The sequence below is a fragment of the Companilactobacillus zhachilii genome (genome assembly GCF_003606365.2).
Lineage (GTDB): Bacteria > Bacillota > Bacilli > Lactobacillales > Lactobacillaceae > Companilactobacillus > Companilactobacillus zhachilii.
The window spans coordinates 2,260,707-2,283,130 of the sequence record NZ_CP031933.2; the positions used below are offsets into that span (position 1 = coordinate 2,260,707).

The 22,424-nt window shown below is 37.4% G+C and carries 17 protein-coding genes; 4 read left to right on the forward strand and 13 right to left on the reverse strand.

The window, feature by feature from the left end; translation table 11 throughout:
* The 4 genes from D1B17_RS10475 to D1B17_RS10490 form a co-directional block, all read right to left on the reverse strand.
* Entirely contained in the window at window positions 1–762 is a 762-nt protein-coding gene (locus tag D1B17_RS10475; protein WP_120141784.1) for a TatD family hydrolase, read from the reverse strand.
* Window positions 762–2,783 (reverse strand): methionine--tRNA ligase, encoded by a 2,022-nt coding sequence (gene metG, locus D1B17_RS10480; protein ID WP_420022535.1) that lies wholly within the window; start codon window positions 2,781–2,783, stop codon window positions 762–764. Before metG ends, D1B17_RS10475 begins: the two co-directional genes overlap by 1 nt.
* A 793-nt stretch (window positions 2,784–3,576) precedes the next feature.
* Complete coding sequence (locus tag D1B17_RS10485) at window positions 3,577–4,278, reverse strand: NAD-dependent protein deacylase (RefSeq protein ID WP_420868413.1); 702 nt, start codon at window positions 4,276–4,278, stop codon at window positions 3,577–3,579.
* A gap of 462 nt (window positions 4,279–4,740) precedes the next feature.
* On the reverse strand, window positions 4,741–5,697 hold the full coding sequence (locus D1B17_RS10490) for a hypothetical protein (RefSeq protein WP_120141781.1): 957 nt from the start codon (window positions 5,695–5,697) through the stop codon (window positions 4,741–4,743).
* A gap of 31 nt (window positions 5,698–5,728) precedes the next feature.
* On the opposite strand from D1B17_RS10490, the gene D1B17_RS10495 reads away from it, so the two are divergent.
* Window positions 5,729–6,235 (forward strand): YbhB/YbcL family Raf kinase inhibitor-like protein, encoded by a 507-nt coding sequence (locus D1B17_RS10495; protein ID WP_120141780.1) that lies wholly within the window; start codon window positions 5,729–5,731, stop codon window positions 6,233–6,235.
* A gap of 3 nt (window positions 6,236–6,238) precedes the next feature.
* On the opposite strand, the gene D1B17_RS10500 is transcribed toward D1B17_RS10495, so the two are convergent.
* The 4 genes from D1B17_RS10500 to D1B17_RS10510 form a co-directional block, all read right to left on the reverse strand.
* A complete protein-coding gene (locus D1B17_RS10500) occupies window positions 6,239–7,177 on the reverse strand; it encodes a Ppx/GppA phosphatase family protein (RefSeq protein WP_240704404.1) in 939 nt (312 codons plus the stop codon).
* Between the two features lie 175 nt (window positions 7,178–7,352).
* The gene (locus D1B17_RS12655; RefSeq protein WP_120141779.1) at window positions 7,353–7,610 is read right to left on the reverse strand and encodes a hypothetical protein; all 258 of its coding nucleotides are present in this window, start codon (window positions 7,608–7,610) and stop codon (window positions 7,353–7,355) included.
* Between the two features lie 13 nt (window positions 7,611–7,623).
* Window positions 7,624–8,385: an ABC transporter permease gene (locus tag D1B17_RS10505; protein ID WP_120141778.1), complete on the reverse strand. Its 762-nt coding sequence runs from the start codon at window positions 8,383–8,385 to the stop codon at window positions 7,624–7,626.
* A complete protein-coding gene (locus D1B17_RS10510) occupies window positions 8,378–9,022 on the reverse strand; it encodes an ABC transporter ATP-binding protein (RefSeq protein ID WP_120141777.1) in 645 nt (214 codons plus the stop codon). The genes D1B17_RS10505 and D1B17_RS10510 overlap by 8 nt, the downstream gene beginning before the upstream one ends.
* Before the next feature lie 900 nt (window positions 9,023–9,922).
* Between D1B17_RS10510 and D1B17_RS10515 the strand changes: the two genes are divergently transcribed.
* Window positions 9,923–12,313 (forward strand): MucBP domain-containing protein, encoded by a 2,391-nt coding sequence (locus tag D1B17_RS10515; protein WP_120141776.1) that lies wholly within the window; start codon window positions 9,923–9,925, stop codon window positions 12,311–12,313.
* A 185-nt stretch (window positions 12,314–12,498) separates the two neighbouring features.
* Here the strand turns inward: D1B17_RS10515 and D1B17_RS10520 are convergent, their stop codons facing one another.
* The 4 genes from D1B17_RS10520 to trpS form a co-directional block, all read right to left on the reverse strand.
* A complete protein-coding gene (locus D1B17_RS10520) occupies window positions 12,499–13,230 on the reverse strand; it encodes a DUF4811 domain-containing protein (RefSeq protein ID WP_120141775.1) in 732 nt (243 codons plus the stop codon).
* Window positions 13,230–14,732 (reverse strand): MDR family MFS transporter, encoded by a 1,503-nt coding sequence (locus D1B17_RS10525; RefSeq protein WP_120141774.1) that lies wholly within the window; start codon window positions 14,730–14,732, stop codon window positions 13,230–13,232. Before D1B17_RS10525 ends, D1B17_RS10520 begins: the two co-directional genes overlap by 1 nt.
* Window positions 14,733–14,758: 26 nt before the next feature.
* Window positions 14,759–15,196 (reverse strand): MarR family winged helix-turn-helix transcriptional regulator, encoded by a 438-nt coding sequence (locus D1B17_RS10530; RefSeq protein ID WP_120141773.1) that lies wholly within the window; start codon window positions 15,194–15,196, stop codon window positions 14,759–14,761.
* A 1,095-nt stretch (window positions 15,197–16,291) separates the two neighbouring features.
* Window positions 16,292–17,308, reverse strand: a complete 1,017-nt coding sequence (gene trpS, locus D1B17_RS10535; RefSeq protein ID WP_120141772.1) for a tryptophan--tRNA ligase — start codon at window positions 17,306–17,308, stop codon at window positions 16,292–16,294.
* 330 nt (window positions 17,309–17,638) lie between these two features.
* On the opposite strand from trpS, the gene helD reads away from it, so the two are divergent.
* Complete coding sequence (gene helD / locus D1B17_RS10540) at window positions 17,639–19,912, forward strand: RNA polymerase recycling motor HelD (protein ID WP_120141771.1); 2,274 nt, start codon at window positions 17,639–17,641, stop codon at window positions 19,910–19,912.
* 95 nt (window positions 19,913–20,007) lie between these two features.
* Here helD and D1B17_RS10545 read toward each other — a convergent pair whose 3' ends face one another.
* Window positions 20,008–20,673, reverse strand: a complete 666-nt coding sequence (locus tag D1B17_RS10545) for a CPBP family glutamic-type intramembrane protease (RefSeq protein ID WP_120141770.1) — start codon at window positions 20,671–20,673, stop codon at window positions 20,008–20,010.
* A gap of 603 nt (window positions 20,674–21,276) precedes the next feature.
* Here D1B17_RS10545 and D1B17_RS10550 point away from each other — a divergent pair.
* Window positions 21,277–22,350, forward strand: a complete 1,074-nt coding sequence (locus tag D1B17_RS10550) for an acyltransferase (protein WP_120141769.1) — start codon at window positions 21,277–21,279, stop codon at window positions 22,348–22,350.
* Window positions 22,351–22,424 lie beyond the last annotated feature (74 nt).

The following is a 22,424-nucleotide window of genomic DNA, read 5'->3' on the forward strand; positions in this document are numbered from 1 at the left end:
TTATAGATTATACACTTGGTGAGCATTGTTAAATGTATGTTCAGCAACCTCATTTGGTGTAATACCTTTATACTTAGCTATCGCGTCAACCACATAACGGGTGTACGCTGGCTGATTGGCATGACCTCGATATGGTTCAGGGGTCAAATAAGGGGCGTCAGTTTCCACCAATAAGCGGTCAAGTGGTGTATGTTTGGCTGATTCATGTACTTCCGGGGCGTTTTTAAATGAAACGACGCCACTGTAAGAAATCCAAAGACCCAAATCCAAGAATTTATTGAGCCAATTAAGATCACCGTTGAAACTGTGCATGATAATACCAGACTTTGACATATCATGATCTTTTAAAATTTGATACATGTCATCAAAAGCATCTCGACAATGAATTGAAACTGGCATGTTATATTGTTGTGCCACATCCAATTGTTGAATCAAAACCTTTTGTTGAATCTTAGGATCTGGATCTTCTTCCCAATGATAATCGAGTCCAATTTCACCAATACCAACAACTTCAGGCAACTTAATCTGATTGACTAATTGCTCTTCATTGTATTCTTTGGCAAATTCTGGATGCCAGCCGACAACAGCATGTAATGGTTGATAATTTTGAGCCAAACGAATCGCTTCGATGTTGAACTCTTCGTTAGAACCAATAATTGCCATCTCAACAACATCTAACTCTTTAGCGTTATCAATAAATTGTTGTGTTTTCCCGGCAAAAGCCTCGTCATTTAAATGTGTATGTGTATCAAAGATTTTCATTAGCCTAAAATAGCTCCATTTTTGTGTGAATTATCAACGATAGCTAGTTTTACTTCATCACCCATTTCAGTTGAAAGTAACATTCCGTTACTCCATTCACCAACCATTTTACGTGGCTTCAAGTTAACAACAGCAAGCACTTTCTTACCGATAAGTTCCTTATAGTTAGGATAGAATTTGTGCATTCCGGAAAGAATTTGACGATCGATACCTGAACCATCATCAAGTTTGAATTGTAATAACTTACTTGAGTTTTCAACCGGTTTAACATCCAAAATTTCTGTTACGACCATCTTAACCTTAGCAAAGTCATCAAATTCAATTTCCTTAGGGAATTCATCATCAGTTTCTTTTTGAGCCTTAGCTTTGGCTTGAGCTGACTTACTCAACTTACCGCTACCATTTTTAGCTTGTTCTTCTGCCATCTTATCCTTGATATACTTCACTTCTTCTTCAGCATCAAGACGTGGGAAGATTGGTTCTGGCTTAGCAGTAACAGTCTTACCAACAACTGTGTCACCGAATGTAAGTGACTTATCTTTGTCATAGTCCAAACCTAATTGCTTGAACATCTTGACTGGTGATTGTGTCATAACTGGGCTGATCAATAAGGCAATCAAACGTAATGATTCTGCCAAATGACCTAGAACTGATTGTAATTCAGCTTTCTTAGCTTCATCTTTGGCAAGAACCCATGGTTGTGTTTCATCAATATACTTGTTAGCGCGGCTGATGAATGACCAGACACTAGCTAAAGCATCTGGAAATTCAAACTTGTCCATGTGTTCACGATAAGCTGTTAAAGTATCGGCATATGATTTTTCAAGATCCTTATCAAGGTCAGTAGCAGCTTTAACAGTCACAACTTTACCATCATCGTACTTGTTGATCATAGAAATACTTCTGTTCAAAAGATTTCCTAAATCATTAGCTAAGTCATAGTTGATTTTATCAACGTAATCTTCTGGAGTGAAGACACCATCACTACCAAATGGCATGGCACGCATTAGATAATAACGTAATGAATCAAGGCCATAACGTGAAACTAACATTTCTGGATAAACGACGTTACCTTTTGACTTAGACATTTTACCGTCTTTCATCAATAACCATCCGTGACCAAAGACTTGCTTAGGCAATTCAACACCTAAAGCCATCAAAATAATTGGCCAGTAGATTGTATGGAAACGCACAATTTCTTTACCAACAAATTGCACATTGGCAGGCCAGTATCTCTTGAATAGAGAATCATCATCACTTTCATAACCAAGGGCTGTGATATAGTTCAACAAAGCATCGACCCAAACGTAGACAACGTGTTCAGGGTTACTTGGAATCTTAACACCCCAGTTGAAAGTTGTTCTAGAAATAGCCAAATCTTCAAGACCTGGTTTGATAAAGTTGTTGATCATTTCATTCTTACGGATTTCTGGTTCGATGAAAGTTGGATTGTCTTCATAATATTTCAAAAGGCGATCAGCGTATTTGCTCATCTTAAAGAAGTAACAAGGTTCTTTAACTAGTTGAACTTCGTGACCTGAAGGAGCTTTACCACCTGTGACATTACCGTCAGCGTCATGATAAACCTCAGCCATTTGTGATTCAGTGAAATATTCCTCATCGTCAACTGAATACCAGCCAGAGTATTCGCCTAAATAAATATCCCCTTGTTTAATTAGACGTTCGATAATTCTTTGTACAGCTTTAACGTGATAATCATCAGTTGTACGGATAAACTTGTCGTTTGAAATGTCCAATGACTTCCAAAGTTCTTTGATACCCTTAGCCATCATGTCAACGTACTCTTGTGGTTGCATGTTCTTCTCTTCGGCTTTTTGTTCAATTTTGAGACCATGTTCGTCAGTTCCTGTTAGGAAGAAAACATCATAGCCTTCATTACGCTTGTAACGAGCCAAAGTGTCCGCTGCAATCGTTGTATATGAATTCCCAATTGTTAATTTTCCTGATGGATAATAAATGGGTGTTGTAATGTAAAAAGTTTTTCTCTCTTCAGTCAATATGTTAACCTCCACCGCTACTAAATTGATATTAAGTATAGCATTTTTTTTATTTGTATTTAATGTGTCTGCCGTCTCCGGTCACAAGCGTTAAAGTCTGCTGTGAGGACCGACTTGAGCCAAGGTCTCAAGTCTCGATTTTGAACTTCGCACAAATCGCGAATTTCAAAATACGTCCTGTGCTGTAAGTGCTAAAGCACTAACACCACCGCCACGGCTGACTTCAACGCTTGTGACCTCCGACTAATTTATTCAAAATTTATGTTTAACTTCTCGACCATCTAGATTTACAAAGTAAGAAAATAAGAACCAAATAACCACTGCTGATACCTTAAAATCGAGAATTAAAATAAATTGAATTATCAAATCTAACCAATACACTGCCTCCGGGTGTGAGAAATTTAGGTTGCTGTGTAGATGGCTAAAGCCCTAACGCCACTTTCACTGCCAGTAACTATATCTCGATTCTTCTGACTATTTTTTTGAATTTAATTTTTAGTCTGTTTAAATATACTAAATCATGACGAATTTTCTTCCAAATTGATAATAAAAAATAATATCAAATATATAACTCATCAATTAATTACATCCAAACAAACCAATACATTAGCCTCCGTGGGCGCAAAATATAGGCAGCAGTGCAGGTGGCGTTAAGGCTTTAGCCTTTACACCACAGGACGAGTTTTGAGATTCGCGTACTTTGCGAAGCTCAAAATCGATCCCGGAGACCTTGGCTCAGGTCGGTCCCCACAGCAGCCTATATTTTGCGCCCACGAAGGCGGCTCTATATAAAACCCTAAATCTTTGAAAAAACATTTGTGGCATCATCTGAGATGGCCAAAATGGATGAATCTAAATTTAAATCTTCTTTATTAATGACAACCAATTTAGCTTTTGGTGAACTGTATTCTAGTAATCCTGCAAATGGATATACTTTAAAACTAGTCCCAACAACTACTAACAAATCAGCTTTTTGAACGGCCAAAGCTGCATTTTGAAAGTTTTCTGGATTGATATTCTCACCGTACAAAACCGTAGTTCCGGGGCGAATAATGCCATTATCTTCATGATGGCGATAATCTTTTAAATAATACGTGTAATCAAATTCTTTACCGCAGGTCAGGCAATGAATATTATCGTATAAATTGCCGTGAAATTCTACGACATTTTTAGCCCCTGCTTTGGTATGCAATTTATCAACATTTTGTGTAACAATAGCACCTTTTTGATTACTGATTTCGGCCATCTTTGTATGAATAATATTAGGTTGAGCATCTGGAAAGTACATATTGTGAATCACAAAGTCATGAAAGATATCTGGATGTTTAACTAAATTATCATGGCTTAACATATATTCAGGTGGAAAGTTGAATTTTTCTCGCTTGTACAATCCATTCTTTGAGCGATAATCAGGAATCCCTGATGGTACAGACACGCCAGCACCAGTTAGAAAAGTTACAAATTTAGCTTGTGCTAGTAATTCTTTAAACTCTTCAATTTTATCGACCATTAGTTTCCTCCCAAAATTGCCGTCTCAGGGGATGAGAATTATACCTGCTGTGGGACCGGTCTGAGCCAAGGTCTCAGACCTCGATTTTGAGCTTCGCAAAAACCGCGAATCTCAAAATACGTCCGTGGCGTTTGCCACCTTCACTGCTGGTATAATTCTCATCCCCTGAGACTAACGTATTGTTCTTTTGTTTTACATACTTTGATTTTTTTTAGCAAAATATAGTTCAAAAAATATATTTCTAATATCAAAACAAACATCGAACAACCTAGCTGGAGGTTACAAGTAAATCTGTCCGCCGTGAAAGTTCTGTTAGAGTGGCGCTTTTCCACTCTTACAGAACGGACGTCTTTTGAAATTCGCGGTCCTTGCGAAGTTCAAAAGCGAGGTTCGAGACCTTGGCTCGAACCGGTCCCATGGCGGACTGATTTGCTTGCAACCGGAAGCGACCTATCTAATTAAATACTTCGTTCCTTGTTCCTTAAACACTTGTTCAACTGTGTATTGGTAGAAAGTTTTATAAAACTCTGGTGTCACTTTTTGTGGATCTAAGTTTAGTGTTGCTACTCCTTGTCCGTCATTAATACCAATCAAGACAAATCCATCGCGACCGGTGGCACGGTTTCTAAATTCTGAATGTTTAATTTGATAAACTTGGTTCAAGCTCAAGCGTAACTGGCGTTTTGAAACTACTGGTGTGATATTTAAGAATGTATGGAAATGCAATCCTTGATATCCATTAGAAATAATAATCTCATTGTAAGCATCCAATGCATTAACCAACGCACGACGGAATTGGAATGGCACTGTTAAATCGTTGTCTTCAATGATTTTGGCCATTTTATCAGCATACTTATATGACATTGCAAATTCTTGTTGCCACTCATCGTCACAAGCGTGTTCACTAAAAATCATACCGTCTAACATAATTAAAGTACGGTAAAAACGCATATTTGCTCGGTCTAATTCTACTTTAGGATGAAGTGCAGCCTCGATACCCTTTAAGTATTCAGTTTTAATCTCATCGGTATAGGTTCCATCTTCTTTTTGCTTCTTCAAAACAGTCACATGTTCCAATGTTTCAAAAACTGAATTAGCGATTGCCAAAACTCGGCCATCAAAATCTTGTTTGCCAGTAGTTAAGGCTGACGAAATACTGGGTTCATCAGAAAGTTCAAGTTCAATATGATGTAATTCATGGCTTAACACAAACTCGGCATATTTCTCGTTTGTGATAGAAATTTTAATCATGTCATCTTTAATAACATGATCTGCTTGATCTAAAGTCAAAAAATCTTGTTGTTCATAGTCAGAAAAGACTTCAATTTTCTTACTATATTGTTGTTCAATGTTTTCTACCTGTTTTACAATAAGTTCAGGTAACTCTTTAAGTTCTATTCGTTTCATTATCTATACCTCATATAAAGGAGATTTTTGTATGGAAATAACTGTATCTCTACCAAATAATTTATTGCCCGACAAATACGGCAAATATGCCGCACCTGACGATATAAAAAATGGGAAACCTATTATTAGTTTCCCAATTAAATTATCAGATATTCCAGCAGATGCAAAAACAATTGCTTTGACTTTCACAGATCCGGATTCAATCCCAGTTTGTGGTTTTGAATGGATTCACTGGACAGCCGCTAATATTCCAAGTTCTCAAGTTGAATTACCTGAAAACTTTAGTCAAATAGCAACCACTCCAGTCGTTCAAGGCAAAAACAGTTCTGCAAGTCCATTATTAGATGGTCCTAAAGACGTGGCCACTGGTTACAATGGACCTTATCCACCAGACCAAACCCATGATTACGTACTCAAGGTATTTGCTCTAGATGACAATCTTAATTTGGAAAATGGTTTCTGGATGAATGAATTATTGCATAAAATGAACGGTCATATCGTTGCTTCAGCTCAAAAGACCATCCCTAGTCGTGCATAATTTCTAATTATCTTGAAGATTCATTTTGTGGAAATAATTGAAGACATAACCTTCTCTAACACCGAAATTCGAAAAACGGATTTCTTTAGAGGGGGTTTTTTTGATGATTTCTGATATTATCAAAATCCCACCCAAAATGACTTCATATCTGCCATCGCTCAACTCTTTGATTTGACTTCTTTCTTCCAAAGAAGTGTGAATCAACTGGTTAAATAACTCATCAATTTGGTCACACGAAATGACAGAATTGTGTAGAGTCTTTTTATTTTTACCCTCACGATTCAAAATACTTGTCACGGCCCGTAAAGTCCCACCGAGTCCAACAAAGGTTGCTGGTGAACTCATCCAATTGAGACTTTCTAAACGTTGACTGATATCTTTTCTTGCTGCTTGTAATTGGTTCTCTTTTATTGGATCACTCGCTAAATACAAATCAGAAATTGAAATGGCACCAATCGGTATACTCAAGCCGTGCTTCAGACGACCTTTTTTAGCCAAGCTGATTTCACTACTACCGCCACCAACATCGACAATCAAAGCATCTTTGATCCGCATCGTACTTCTAACAGCTACGTAGTCATAGTAGGCTTCTTCTTGTTCATTGATAATGTCTAGTTGTAATCCTGTTTCTTTGAGAACAGCAAAAATCAATTGGTCTTGATTCTTGGCCATTCTTACTGCCGCGGTAGCAATCAAGCTGGTTCTATCAACTTGATATCTTTCAATTCGAGTTTGAAATTTCTTTAAAACATCAATTGTTTCTTCAATTTGATCATTAGTCAAAAGTCGACTCTGAGTGATTGATTTTCCTAGTCTAACGGGCTCTCGCCAACGATCCAAAGTCTTAAAACGATTTTTTTTAGAAGACCTATAAACTGATGTTCTAATGGAGTTAGATCCTATTTCTATAACTGCTAACTTCAAATCTACATCACATCCCATTGTATCAATTATATAAAAAAATAGCCTTATATAGTAGGGCTAATTCATCAAAGGTCATAATTTAGTCTAAAACTTTAATCCAGAGCCAATAAATTTGGCCCTTTCTCAACTTTGATTATAGAGTCGGATGTAAAAAAGCTAGATACTTTTCTCGGTATACATCCAGAAAAAATATCTAGCCTTTTTGATTGTATTCAATTTCAAATAATACAGCACTTTTTATCGAATTAGTTAATTGTATCGTATTAAAAATAACAAATGCATTAGTCTCTGGGTGCAAAAATGTTGGCTGCAGTGCAGGTGGTGTAATGGCTTCAGCAGTTACACCACGGGACGAGTTTTGAAATTCGCGTACTTTGCGAAGTTCAAAATCGAGGTTCGAGACCGTATTTTGGCTCGAACCGGTCCCCACAGCGCCAACATTTTTTTGCACCCAGAGACGGCAACTACCCCTTCAATTGCTTTCGTTCATTGAAGAATTGTTTATAACCCAAGTAGCAAGAAATAATTGAGCCAATACTTGTCGAGGCCAGCAGCATGAAAGTAACCATAATTTGGTACTTGATGGCCTTAACTGGATCAACACCAGCAAAAATCAAACCAGACATCATACCTGGTAAACTAACTAATCCTAAAGTTTTGATTGAATCAATTGTTGGTTGCATCCCACTTTTGATTGAATCACGCAAAATATCTTGAGAAGCCAACTTAATATCTGCACCTAACGCTAGTTTTTCCAAGACTTGTTGATGACGGTCAGTATAGGTTTGCATCATATTGCGATAACAAAGCCCAATTGCAACCATGATATTGCTAGCAATCATCCCTGTCACCGGCACGATTTGTTCAGGCACAAATTTAATTGAACCCGTCAATACTAATGTTGCCAAAGTTATCGTTGTACCTACAAAAATTGCCAAGAGTGATGACTGAAATGCTTTAGGAATCCCATTCCCACGCTTTCCAGCATTCCAAGACGCATTAATCACAATGATAATAAAACATGCTAAGGTCAACCAATTATCATTAGCCTTAATAACAAATTTTAAAATATAACCCACGATGGATAATTGAATAATTGCTCGAACAACACCAATAATAATGTCCTTATCAATCCGTAACTTTTCCACATAACCAATTATCAAAGCTACCAACACTAAGACGAAACCTAATGCCAACGTTGAATTGGAAACTGTTAAATTAGACATCTTGCACCTCCCCATTTTTAATCGTAATTTTGTCGGTTGAATCTTCAATTTCAGATTCATCGTGCGTCACCCGCAAAATTGTTAATCCCCGGGAATTAAATTCGTTTAACATTTTATGCACAATAGCTTTATTTTCAGCATCCAATCCGGCCGTAACTTCATCAGTTATCAACACCTCTGGTTGGAAAAGTAAGTTCCGTAACAAAGCAATCCGCTGTTTTTCGCCACCAGAAACATCATTGACACTTTTATCAATATAATCTTTATTCAAATTGACCATTTCCAAATACTTTATAACCTTTTCTTCATCAAAGTCCTGTTTACGAACTTCAAATGGAAAAGCCAAATTCTCGCGAACAGTTTTCCCAAAAAGAGTTGGCTGTTGAAAAGCATACGAAACCTTACGACGATATTCAGTTGGCTCAAACGTATTAATATCCGTTCCATGGAACAATACTTCCCCTGAAGTGGCACTGATCATAGACGCTAAAATTCGCATCAAAGTGCTTTTTCCACTACCAGAAGGACCGACAACGGTTAGATATTTTCCTTGTTCGATACTCAAATTAATATCTTTTAAGATTTTAGTTTCACCAACCTGATAAAAGAGATTTTTAACTTCAAATATTTTTTCCACAATCACACCTCTATTTCATTTTTTATTATCAACAATCCTTGTGTATAACCTAATACGTAGTGCTAGTTAAATATTCCGCCTCCAAGAGCAAGAAATTTTGGTCGCTATGGGGACCGCCGAAAGCCAAGGTCTTTCGGCTCGCTTTTGAACCTCGCACAAATCGCGAGTTTCAAAAGTCGTCCCGTGGTGTAAACACTAAAGTGTTAACGCCACCTGCACAGCGACCAAAATCTCTTGCTCTTTCCGGCTGGTTTGTTATTTGCTTTTAAAACAATAATGAACAATTTTCAATATTACTATGTTACTGACGGCTAAAGTTATAGGATATGGGGGTACATTTGGATTTTAAAAATCATTTTAAACCCATAGTCAAAAATCAACTAGCATCATGCGTTAATCTAGTAATCAGCTTATAAAAAGTTTCAAAATGCACCTTAATCCTTAATACTTCAGTCGTTACTGAAGCAAAAGTAGTCAAATCTACAATGTAACGACCAATTTACTCACGATTTATTCCAAACAAAATAAATTAGCCGGAAGGAGTCAGAAAATCAGGTCGCTGTGCAGGTGGCGTTAGGGATTTATCCCTTACACCACGGGACGATTTTTGAAATTCGCGTATTTTGCGAAGTTCAAAATCGAGATTGGAGACCGCATTTTGGCTCCAATCGGTCCCCACAGCGACCTAATTTTCTGACTCCTGGAGGCGGACTACTACCACATCCACAGCATATTTATCTTTCAATAATTAGCTTACAAAATTATTAACATAAAGCCAAATATAACTATTAATTCCTTGGTATTTTTTTACCGTCCAACTTGTCTAGCGTTAGAATTTTAATTTTGTCCGATTCGAACTTAAGATAACGGCGAAATCTAAAAAAAAGAAGGATTAATATTATGTTATTGAACAAAAAATGTGTTTATTTAGGTATTTCATTATTTTCTGCGATGCTGCTTACTGCTACTTCAACTCAAGAAGCAAAAGCTGCAACGACTACAAGTACGACTACCGCGACGACGTCTCCCACCAGTACTTCCACTTCAACAACGTCTACGCCTGCAAAAACAACTACAACATCTCAGCCTATGACAGCAACGGCCACGACTTCAAGTACAACCACAGCTCCTACTGCAACGCAAACTACAACAAGTGCAACTCCAGTCTTACCGGCTACCACTTCAACTAGTTCTACAACAACTGCTCAGCCCACCACTACAACAGCCAAAACTACTACAGCAACGACAGGTTCAACAACCACTCCAGTTACTACGACATCCGCTAGCTCATCGACAACACCAACCACTGCAACGCCAGTCGCAACTACAGCCACATCTTCCACCTCAACGACAGTCCCAACAACTAGCACTACGACGACTACCGCAACAACAGCTGCTACTACAACGCAAACAACAACAACTTCTACAGTTACAACTAATCCTTACGCAATCCCAGCTAACGTAACTGATGATACGGTCATTACCTTTACTGACCCTACTTTGGGCTATGCTGTCAAAGATGCACTAAAAATTCCTTATAATTCTAACTTAACGGTTGGTGATATCAAGGCTTATTCAAACCCATACCTATCAGTTTCGATGGATAACTATGACCTTAGACATCCTAATGGCCCTGCTTCAACTCCTGACCCAAATATAAATCACATGGCTGACATTGACAGCACGCCTATCGAAAGCTTAAATGGTATGCAATATTTTCAACTCTTGCCAGCTAAAGCTGGTCTTATCCTTCAAGTAAATTTAGCTTCAGACCCTAAAGCCGATCCCGATTTGACCCCTTTGGAAAATATTAACTTAGCTGGTCTAGATTTGGCAGGTAATTTCAGTGATCCTACTGCTAAAGAAATTGATCCGATTCAAGTGGAAAAGTTAAATTTATCTAATTCCTCATCACTCAAATTTGAAGGTACGAAAACTGGCAACGGAATTACTCAAGCCCAACTAACCCAATTAGCTCCAACAATCAATAAATACGCTAATAATGGTCAAGGTTTCAACATGATTGGATTTGGCAATTCTTCAATTAGTGACTTTTCACCACTCAAAGGCACTGAAACTGGCAAAGGTGCAATGATTAATGCTGTTACCAACACGATTAATGACCCTACCCCAGTTTACGCTGTCACTGGTCAGCCAATTGCCTTCACAGCGCCGAAATTGCTCGATCCAAGTGGTACTGACATCGCACCTTTGTATAATTATTCTGGTTCAACGACTAGTGCTTATTTGAAGATGGGAAATTTAACAAACGTCGGCGGAGACAATTTTGTTTTGAATAATGCTGATCCTACTGCGACGGTTTTAAGTTACGGCAACTATGGATTCCACAATGGTTACGTTAGTGGTTCAATGGTTCAAGAAAATCTCGGAAACACTTACTTTCAAACTGCCACAACTGTCAATCAGCCACTTATTTTTCAGGCACATCCAACTGTCACTATTAATTACGTTGATGCCACTGGCAAACCTATTATGGTCAAAGGAACTGCTCTCACTAAAACACTCAGTGGTACTACAATTGGCTCAGCTTTCGACTTAACTGCTGACAGTACCGTTGACGGTTACAAATTAACCAGTCCAGTCTCTCTTTTAAAGGGAACCTATACTCAAAATCCCCAAACAATCGAGCTAGCTTACAGCGCTTTGCCTAAGAAGGAATCATCTTCTACAACAGCTAAACCAACTAAGCCTGTTAAACCAAACAAGCCAATTGATAAACATCCAGCCAAACCTTCTGGTGGTCGTGAACAAATTGTCATTCACAACACCACTGACGGGTCTTATTTAAGTGACATCGGCGTCCACGGAACGACAACTATTAATGGCAAACCATTCTATCTTTTGGACGATGGTGAATTGATTGAAGTTCAAGATTACGATGCTACTGCCTCAACTAAAACAGGTATCCTCATTACTTATGAGTCTCCAGTTAAATTAATGGACGGCCATGGAAGATATCTCAATTTGGACTCCGAACCTAATACAAAGTGGAAATACGATGAATTAGTCGCCATTAACGGCAAAGGATACTATCGAATTGCTACTGACAAGTATCTTGTACTTGATCAAGCAACGGAATTTACCCCTGCTCCTCCGAAATCCAAAGTTCATTTGACAGCTAAAACTTATTTGTACGATTCTCGTGGTCGTAGACTACGCCGAGCTTTACCAGCTAATAGCTATTGGAGAACTGACGGATATATTATGATTCATGGCATCAAGATGTATCGTGTTGCAACCGATGAGTACGTCGAAGCAAAACTATTTTAAAATTTAAATACTTACGCACAAAAACAGGTCTGGGACAAAACTATTATTGTCTTTAAACATGCAGCATAAACGTGTAACAAACATAGCTTTTTCCGCTTAAAACAAATAGCGCCAGCAATCCAAAATCGGATTACTGGCGCTATTTGCCTTAATGCTCGAAAGCTGACTGTGTTTTGTTACACTCTCTATTTTTGACTCTTAATTTCTTGAATCAATTTAGCTTGAGCTTCGGCCTTAAAGGCTTTTTCAGCTTGTTGTGTAACTTGTTTTTGTTCATCTGGAGTCATCTTAGGATTAGCTTTCATAGCCTTCATGACAGCAGCTTTAACGTAAGCTTCACCTTCTTGTTTCATTTGAGCTTGGAAAGCTTTACTCTTCATTTTCTTTTGTAATTGACTAGCTTGAGTCGTCGTCAAAACTAACCAATCCTTACCAACTTTAAAGGTATTTGTTTGTTTAACAAATTCTTTATTGTTATCTGAAAGTCCAAAGAGGAATGAATAGAAACCATTCTTATATTCCCAGCGAGTTGTCTTACGTTCCAAAGTAGCGGCTGAATAATTGCCAGTTTTCACTTTGTTTGTAACGTTGACATCAACTTTAGTTGTCGTTGGTTTCTTCTTATTAGCAGTTTCAGGTGTCCGGTAAATATAAACATCTTCCTTACCCTTCGTACCTAATTCTTTCTTTAATAGAAGATTTGAACCCTTTTGAACAGATTGGATCTGATACGTCTTTTCACTATTAACTTTTTGCATACCAAAGTGACTATATTCATTTGAAATCAACAATACCAAACTCAAAATGAATAAGGCAACGAAGGTAAATGATAATGAATAACCAACTTTTTTATTTTTCAAGAAGACAGCGAAGTAATATGCCAGTACGGCGAAAACTAAAATAGAAATAAGAATCATTATTCTTCACCTGCCAATCTTGTGTTTTTCAATGTGTCAGTATCAATTGTTTTTGATTTAGAACTGTTTGTGACCATCAAACTAATTAAGTAACCAATGACACAGAATAAAATAGCTACCGCAAAGGCTGCATGATAACCACTTAATGTGGCATTGAAGAAATTATCTTTATATTGAAGTGGTGCTTGACTCAAAAGTGACTTGCCAGGTTTCAAATTGTTTGTAACGTTAGTCAAGACACTGACCAAAATAGCTGTACCCATTGAACTGAAAATTTGACGAACGGTGTTATTTACGGCAGTACCATGACTCATCAAGTTAAATGGCAAAGCGTTCATACCATCGGTTGTAACAGGCATCAAGACCATTGAAATACCAAACATACGAACCATGTAAAGTACCACAATATCAAGAACTGGCGTTGTCTTTGTTAAGAATAAGAATGGAATTGTACCGGCAGTTAACAAGAACATACCCATACGTGCCAAATCCTTAGGTCCGAATTTATCAAAGGCATTCCCAGTAATCGGACTCATGACACCAATCATCAAAGCACCAGGTAACAATGTTAAGCCTGAATGGAAAGCTGACATACCTTTAACAATTTGAAGGTATAGTGGTAGTACCATTTCAACACCGATCATGGCCATGTTAGTAACTGATGACAATGCGGCCGCAATGGCAAATTTCTTTTCTTTGAAAACACGTAATTCCAAGAATGGTTTGTCCATATGTAATTGACGGTAACCAAACAATAGAATGAAAACAATCCCAATAGCGATAGAACCAATAACAGTCATTGAACCCCAACCGTCATTACCAACTGATGAGAATCCATAAAGAATGGCACCAAAACCGATTGTTGATTCAATCAATGATAAAACATCTAGTTTCGTTCTGTGCGTCTTAATAACTGGTCTCATAAAGAAGAAAGCCAAAATTAAAACTAAGACAACGATAGGAATGATCATTCCAAAAAGATCTCTCCATGTCCAGTTATCAATGATGAAACCTGAAAGTGTAGGTCCAATAGCTGGAGCAAGTCCGATAACTAATCCACCAAGTCCCATGGCAGCACCACGTTGGTTAGCTGGGAAAATTGATAGCATAACGACTTGCATAAGTGGCATTGTAATACCAACACCGACCGCTTGAATCAAACGACCAGCCAAGATAACACCAAAAGTTGGTGCTACGAAACACATAATTGTTCCGACTAAGAAAGTCGACATAGCAATAATGTACAAAATCTTTGTACTAAAGTTGTTACTTAACCAAGCAGTAACAGGAATCATAATACCGTTAACCATTAGAAATCCAGTTGTTAACCACTGAACATCTGAAGTTGTCACACTGAATTCTTTCATCAATGTAGGAAAGGCGGTAGTTAAAATAGTACCGTTCAAAACAGTACAGAATGTACCCACAAGTAAAACCAAAACCAGCAAATTACGGTTAAAAGTTTTGCCATGTGCATCCACAATTGCTTTATTATTAGGCATAATAATAAAATCCTCTTCTCTAAATTTTATTTAGAAGGTATCTCGATGCTGTCTAAATTTTTATAAACCTTTTCTAATATACTCTCTAGTTGTGTTTGTTCTTCTGAAGTGACACCTTTAAACATCACTTCATTACTGGCACGAAAAGCACGGCGAATCTTGTCATAAAGTTTTTCGCCTTTCTCGGTAATCTTGACGATTTTTCGTCGTCCATTTTCCGGATCAGGTTTTCGTAACACGTAGCCATAGTTTTCAAGTTTTTTCAATGAACGAGCAATACTTGCACCATCAGACATGGTAATTTCACCAATTTTATCTTGAGTGCAGGATTTGTTCTTATAAACGATTGATAAAATGATACTTTCAAAAGCATTTAGCCCCTTATCCTTGAGATAACTGGCGGCAATGCGACGTTTGATAGAAGTATATTTCATAACAAAACCAATCAAATTATAATCATCCATAAATTCACCTCATTTTATTTAAAAAAACTTCTCGTTTTTTAAGAACAAGAGCTATTCTATACCCGACTCTTGATAAAATCAAGAGTTATGTTTGAATTTATTTTCATAAAATTTATATTTAGTTTTCAGAAAATTTATATTTAGTTTTCAGAAAAGAGTGGTTTATTGAGAATGCCGTCTCCAGAAGCGGGGAAAATGGGCTCACTGTGGGACCGATTTGAGCCAAGGTCTCAAATCTCGCTTTTGAACTTCGCACAACCCGCGAATTTCAAAAGACGTCCGTGGAGTAAGGACGAAACGTCCTAACTCCACCTTCACGGTGAGCTCATTTTCCCCGCTTCTTCCGACTAAGTAAACTATTCATTAGAAATAAATATTCCAAGACTTTTTTTAATCTAACAGTCCAACCATAAAAACATTCAATTCTCTACTGATGCTTGTCGATTTTTTGATTGTGAAATTGAAATAATTTGTAAGGTCAAAAGATTCAAAACATACTCCATATCCTGTAAATCCAGTCATTGATGCCAAAATAATACTTAAAGTTATTTAAACAGCGAACTAGCCGGAAAGAGCAAGAAATTAGGTCGCTGTGCATGTGGCGTTAGCACTTTAGTGCTTACACCACGGGACGACTTTTGAAACTCGCGATTTGTGCGAGGTTCAAAATCGAGACAAAAGACCTTGGCTTTTGTCGGTCCCCATAGCGACCTAATTTTCTTGCTCTTGGAGGTGGCATACTTAACTAGCTCCACGCATAAACTACTCTAAAAAGTACAAAAAAAGAAGTAATTCTTGAATATTCCCATACTCAAAAATTACTTCTTATTCATTTTTATTTATTTCTGTCATAAAACGATTAGCTTGCAAACTAATTAGGAAGAAATCCACTGCATCCTTCCATACATTAGCTGGAGGGTGCGAGAAATTTTATTCCGCTGTGAAGGTGGAGTTAGGACAGGTGCTTTTCCTGTTCTTACTCCACGGACGTCTTTTAAGACTTGCGGTTTGTGCAAGGCTTAAAAGCGAGTATCGAGACCTTGGCTCGATACGGTCCCATAGCGGAATAAAATTTTCTCGCACCCGGAAGCGGCCCTAGTCAAAATAGTTGACACCAATTGCCTTACGAACTTCTGACAATGTTTGGTTAGCCACGATATTAGCGTTGTCGCTACCTTTTTTAAGAATGTCATAAACGCCAGGAATATCTTTTTCATATTCGGCACGACGGTTACGGATTGGTTCAAGAATTTCTTGTAAAACGTCGTTTAGATAACGTTTAACTTTGACATCCCCAAGACCACCAGCTTGATATTGTTCTTTCAATTCAGCAATCTTTTCTTTATCTGTACCAAAAGCATCAAGATATGTGAAGACAGTGTTGCCTTCGATTTTACCTGGATCTTCAACGTGAATGTGATCTGGATCAGTATACATTGACATAACTTTCTTAGTTACCACGTCAGCTGGGTCTGACAAGTAAATACAGTTACCTAATGATTTACTCATTTTTGCGTTACCATCGATACCAGGAAGTCTACCTTGGCCCTTAGGTGGGAAGTAACCTTCTGGTTCAACTAATGTATCAACGTTATAAGTATTATTGAATGTCCGAACGATTTCACGTGCTTGTTCCATCATTGGTTCTTGGTCATCACCGACTGGCACTGTATCAGCTTTAAAGGCGGTAATATCGGCTGTTTGACTAACTGGATATGTTAGAAAGCCGGCTGGAATACTTTGACCAAAACTCTTTTGTTTAATTTCTGACTTAACAGTTGGATTTCTTTCCAAACGGGAAACACTCACAAGGTCAAGATAGTACATTGTCAATTCATTCAAAGCAGGAATTTGTGATTGCACCAAAATATTAGTTTTAGCTGGATCAATTCCAACTGACAAATAATCAAGCGCAACTTGAATCAAACTATTACGAACTTTTTCAGGATCTCTAGCATTATCTGTCAAAGCTTGCATATCGGCAATCATGATAAACATCTTGTACTTGCCTTCATCTTGAAGCTTAACACGGTTCTTCAATGATCCTAAATAATGTCCAATGTGTAACTTACCTGTTGGACGATCCCCAGTTAAAATTGTATTTGTTTTCATATTCTTTCCTCCTGAATTCATTAATGCAAAGACGTTTTTAAGGTGTTATAATAACTCTTCGACTAAAAAAAGCGCCCTATCATATTTAAAAATATAATAGGACGCTTCAGCGTGGTGCCACCTGTTTTGTAGAAATCACTCTACCACTCAAAGTTATAAGGTAACTACCCATACCATTTCCTAAAACAAGGTCGATAACTTTTTCAGACTAGAAGTTATTCTCTGGACCAACTTACTTGAATTAGTACTCAAAAATGTCTATGCTTTAATGTACTCTAATTGCTATTAGCATAATTAAAAATCAACAAATTGTCAACGAGAGGTATTTTAATGTCGATTAATCAATCTAAACAAGAAGAACAAGCTCGCGTCAATGTCGTTGCTGACAAGATTGACAAAAAAATTGAACGCGTCGATCAAAGTATCGCTCAAGCCCACCAAGAAACACATCGGATTGAACGTAACTATGGTGAAAACACTAAGGTCAATACAACTGAAGTCGATGACCAAATGGAAACTAACGCCTCTGTTCAACAACAGAAACAATTGGTTGCTTTGGCAGTCGAAAATGAAAATATTTTAAACTCCAACAAATTAAAACTCGAAAACCTCCAAGGCTCACCTTACTTTGGCCGCATTGATATCGTTGAAGATGGTGAAGAAGATACCCTTTATATTGGAACTTCAACACTGCAAGACGATGATGGAGAATTTCTCATTTATGACTGGCGTGCCCCTATTTCTGGGATTTACTACAACGGGATGCTTGGTAAAGTTCACTACCAAACACCAAATGGTCCCACAACTGTGGATCTTAAAAAGAAACGTCAATTTCAAATTATCAACAATAAAATCAAGACCATGTTTGATACCAATGAAACCGTTGGTGATGAGATTCTCCAATCGGTTCTAAGCGAATATAGTGATGAATATTTGAAGAATATTGTTGCAACGATTCAACATGAGCAAAACACTATTATCCGTGATACTCATTCTGACGTCCTCTTAGTCCAAGGTGTCGCTGGTTCTGGTAAAACCTCTGCCATCTTACAACGGGTAGCTTACTTGCTTTATCACAGCCGTTCAACGATGAACGCTGACAACATTGTCCTCTTTTCACCTAACAAACTTTTCAGTAATTATATTTCAGAAGTTTTACCAAGTTTGGGTGAAAGGAACATGCGCCAGGTTACTTTGAATGAATTCATTTCTTTACGTCTAACTGGTGTTCAAGTCGAAACACTGTTTGAACGTTATGAAAAAGATGAACGCAACTTACCCGAAACAACCATTAAGATTCGCCTCTTCAAAGAAAGTGGTGAATTTCTCGACCAGTTATCACAATTGGAAGAAGAACATCCCGACCACATTTTACATTTTGAAGATGTCATTTTTGATGGCAAACCTTTCTTCACTAAAGAAGAAATTTCTGAGATTTATGATCACGTCAATCATGCCTATCACATTCCCGATCGTTTCTTAAAAACTAAAAATGCTCTTATCAAACGACTTCAGAAACGTATCCATGATGACCGCAACGAAGATTGGGTTCAAGCTGAAATTGATAATCTATCGGATGAAGACTTCCAACAAATCATTACCGATCACAATATCGAAGAATCAACCAACCAACGGGAAATCATTGCTGAAGAATTCCTAAGAGACCGCTATGCTCCAATTTACAATGCCCTAGTCAATAACTATTTCTTTAACCCCTACAAAGAATACCTTTTCCTATTAGGCAAAATGAAACAAGAACTTGTTTCTGATAGTGTCTGGCAAACAATGGTTGAAGCCATCGACGACAATATCGAAGCTCACAAGCTCAATCTGAGCGATTCCGTTGCAGTGCTTTTCTTACGTGATTTGGTAACCGATAGTGGTATTAATCACGCTATCCAACATATCTTCATTGATGAAGTCCAAGATTACACAATGGCTCAATTGAAATACATCGCCCACGCCTTTCCTAATGCCAAAATGACATTGCTAGGTGACCGTGCTCAAGATGTTTTGACTAGTTCTTATCGTAAAAAAGACCTTGTTACCGAAGTTAATGAACTTTTCAATAAGAAAAAAGTCACTACCATTACACTCAATCAGAGTTATCGTTCAACTGCTGAAATCACTAACTTTGCGACAAAACTGTTACCAAATGGCAGTGAAATCAAAGCATTCTCTCGTCAAGGTGAAGAGCCAGTAATCAAAGTTTTTGATGATAACGACTATTATCAAGGATTAAAAGATACCGCACGTGAATTAAACAAAAAGTACGATACCGTGGCTATTTTGACGCGAAACCAGGCCCAAGCGGAACAAATTTATGCTCATTATGGGGATGAATCATTAGTGACCCTAGTCGATGCCAATTTCCGTTCTATTCCCAAAGGAATCCTAGTCTTACCAATTTATTTAGCCAAAGGCTTGGAATTTGACGCTGTTATTGCCCACGATGTTTCAGCTAAGAACTACCCTGACGAACGTAGCATTGATGTTTTATACACAATTTGTACACGGGCTATGCATAATTTAACATTGTGCGTTGATACAGAAGTTTCACCTTTATTGAGTCATGAATCAGCTGACTTAATTTCAGAACAATAATGACACTAAAAAAGCTGGCTCCAGCAATCCCAAATCGGATTACCGGAACCAGCTTTTTTTAACGCTCGAAAACTGAACATTTATGTTTCACTATTTTAAATAATAATTGTACCAACAGCAGCACTGACCATCGCAACAAAGATAGCCATTTTTTCATCTTTTGTATATAAATAAGTTAAGGCATAGCACCAGCCTAAGGCCATCATCATCATAAATTGCAAGAGTGAACCAGGTAAACTGATCAAACCAGCAATGATACCACTAAAAATAATACCCATGATTGCACTGTATGCGGATGTTTTTCTAAAGAAGTAATTAAAGAAAAATCCTGTCTGAACCAACTGTTGTTGAATTGCAATGATAAAGACGTTACCCACCATATTGAACAAGAAAACATTTTGGTCTGAACTCAAAACATCATCATTCGCAAAACTTGGCAGCTTACCTGTCACTTGCAAATAACTAACCATGATTCTCAATAAACAAACCATGACAATCATTAAACAAACTAGACCAATGTTAGAAACTAACGAATAAACAAAACCATCCGCTGTATCCGAAAATGACTTTTCCTCACGAATATACTTTCTAATCATCAAAAATAATGTAATCAGTCCAACGGCAAAGAATGCAATAACCATTGGCATATCTAATCCTTTTTGATTAGCAGCATTATTTTTCAACATTAACGTTCCAATCGAAAAAGCAATCCAAATTAAATATCTAACAAAATCAGTCCCTGGGGAATCTCCTACGCGCATAATAACTTCTTCCAATCAATAATTTTACTTTGTCATTATATCATACGCTAATACTTCATTTTCAGTCGGTTTTCAACTATTATTAATAGAGCGTTCCGTCTACAGAGCCTAGAGTAGCCATCTGCTGTGCGGACCGGTTCGAGCCAAGGTCTCGAACCTCGGTTTGAAGCCTTGCAAGCAAGTCTCCAAACACGCCCGGTGCTGTAAGAACGGCAAAACCAGCCGTCCTAACACCACTTTCACAGCTGATGGCTACTCTAGGCTCTTCCGACTAATTTAATTTTTTCGTTTATGCAATAATTTAGAAACTTAATAATAATTTAAACTGATGGTTATTAATATGTATTTTTAGCTTAATAGATATTATTTAAATAAATAATCATCATATATACATTAAACTAGCCGGAGGTTGTACATGATAAATTCTGCAGTGGTAGTTGAGTTAGTGCTTTAGCACTTACTCAACTGGACGTATTTTGAGACTTGCGGTTTATGCAAGGCTCAAAATCGAGGGTCGAGACCTTGGCTCGAGCCGGTCCTCACAGCAAATTTATCATGTACAACCGGAGGCGGCACCCTTTTCAATCTACGGAGGAATTCTCAATGAACAAAAATCATCGTATTTTTTATCTCGACTTTATTCGAGTCATCGCTATTTTTTTGGTCATTTTTATTCACGTTTCTGCTATCGATACCATCAAAAATATCGGTACGGGACAATGGCAAATAACTAAAATCCTTAATTATCTAGCCCACATCAGTGTTCCGGTTTTCTTCATGATTTCGGGATCACTCTTGCTTAATAGTAAAAAAACGACTTCTCTTTCCTATACTTGGAAACAGCGAATTCCGCGAGTGACGATTCCTTTTATTATGTGGTCGATCATTTCACCGATTGTTGTCGGAATCTATGCTCATTCGTTGTCATTTAAAAACGTTTTTAGCGTAGTCAAAATGATTTTGTATCATCCTACATCACCTACACTCTGGTTCATGTATCCTTTGATTGGAATTTACATCTTGTCTCCAGTTATTAAGACGTTTGTCCAAAACGCTACCACAGAAATGTTGGTCTACGTTACAGCAATCTGGCTAGTTACGTGTTCGCTTTTGCCATCGCTCGCTGTCCTTCTCCCCAAAGACATGCAAACTATCTTAGAACTATCACCAGTAGCTAGTTTCTTCTTAGTTGGTGGTTTTACAGGTTACTTCATTCTCGGTTACTTATTAACTAAAGTTAAAATTGAAAATACTAATAATTGGGTCTTGCTAGCAATCTTTTTAATCGCTGGAATCAGTGGTAACTATGTTTCCACAGCCGTTCCCCAAATTTACGACGTTAACAACGGTTATTATGTAACTTCAATTTTTATCCCAATTATGTCAGTTGCTGCATTCATTCTTTTGCAAAAATGGGGCAGTAGAATTAAATCACCAACAACTATTAAAACATTTGAATTTTTATCACCATTAGTCTTCGGTGTTTATCTTGTGCATAACTTACTCATTTTGTATGTTGAGCCTTGGTTTACAAATCACGTGTCAATTCACGGATTAGCAGCAACATTCATGCGCTATATTGTCGTTGCTATTTTATCAATTGTTATTATTTGGATTTTGAATTTGATCCCTGGAATTAATTATTTATTAACAGGTAATTCACGTAAGAAAAAATAGTTTATAAAAAAAATCTCGTCACAGCCATTTTGGTTGTAACGAGATTTTTTAGATTAAACTGTTCTGACTAATTA

Bases quoted from the DNA above. Each gene is read 5' to 3' on its own strand.
- D1B17_RS10475 (WP_120141784.1), bottom strand. From the start codon at position 762: ATGAAAATCTTTGATACACATACACATTTAAATGACGAGGCTTTTGCC.
- D1B17_RS10490 (WP_120141781.1), bottom strand. From the start codon at position 5,697: ATGAAACGAATAGAACTTAAAGAGTTACCTGAACTTATTGTAAAACAG.
- D1B17_RS10495 (WP_120141780.1), top strand. From the start codon at position 5,729: ATGGAAATAACTGTATCTCTACCAAATAATTTATTGCCCGACAAATAC.
- D1B17_RS10500 (WP_240704404.1), bottom strand. From the start codon at position 7,177: ATGGGATGTGATGTAGATTTGAAGTTAGCAGTTATAGAAATAGGATCT.
- D1B17_RS10505 (WP_120141778.1), bottom strand. From the start codon at position 8,385: ATGTCTAATTTAACAGTTTCCAATTCAACGTTGGCATTAGGTTTCGTC.
- D1B17_RS10515 (WP_120141776.1), top strand. From the start codon at position 9,923: ATGTTATTGAACAAAAAATGTGTTTATTTAGGTATTTCATTATTTTCT.
- D1B17_RS10520 (WP_120141775.1), bottom strand. From the start codon at position 13,230: ATGATTCTTATTTCTATTTTAGTTTTCGCCGTACTGGCATATTACTTC.
- D1B17_RS10525 (WP_120141774.1), bottom strand. From the start codon at position 14,732: ATGCCTAATAATAAAGCAATTGTGGATGCACATGGCAAAACTTTTAAC.
- D1B17_RS10530 (WP_120141773.1), bottom strand. From the start codon at position 15,196: ATGGATGATTATAATTTGATTGGTTTTGTTATGAAATATACTTCTATC.
- trpS (WP_120141772.1), bottom strand. From the start codon at position 17,308: ATGAAAACAAATACAATTTTAACTGGGGATCGTCCAACAGGTAAGTTA.
- helD (WP_120141771.1), top strand. From the start codon at position 17,639: ATGTCGATTAATCAATCTAAACAAGAAGAACAAGCTCGCGTCAATGTC.
- D1B17_RS10545 (WP_120141770.1), bottom strand. From the start codon at position 20,673: ATGCGCGTAGGAGATTCCCCAGGGACTGATTTTGTTAGATATTTAATT.
- D1B17_RS10550 (WP_120141769.1), top strand. From the start codon at position 21,277: ATGAACAAAAATCATCGTATTTTTTATCTCGACTTTATTCGAGTCATC.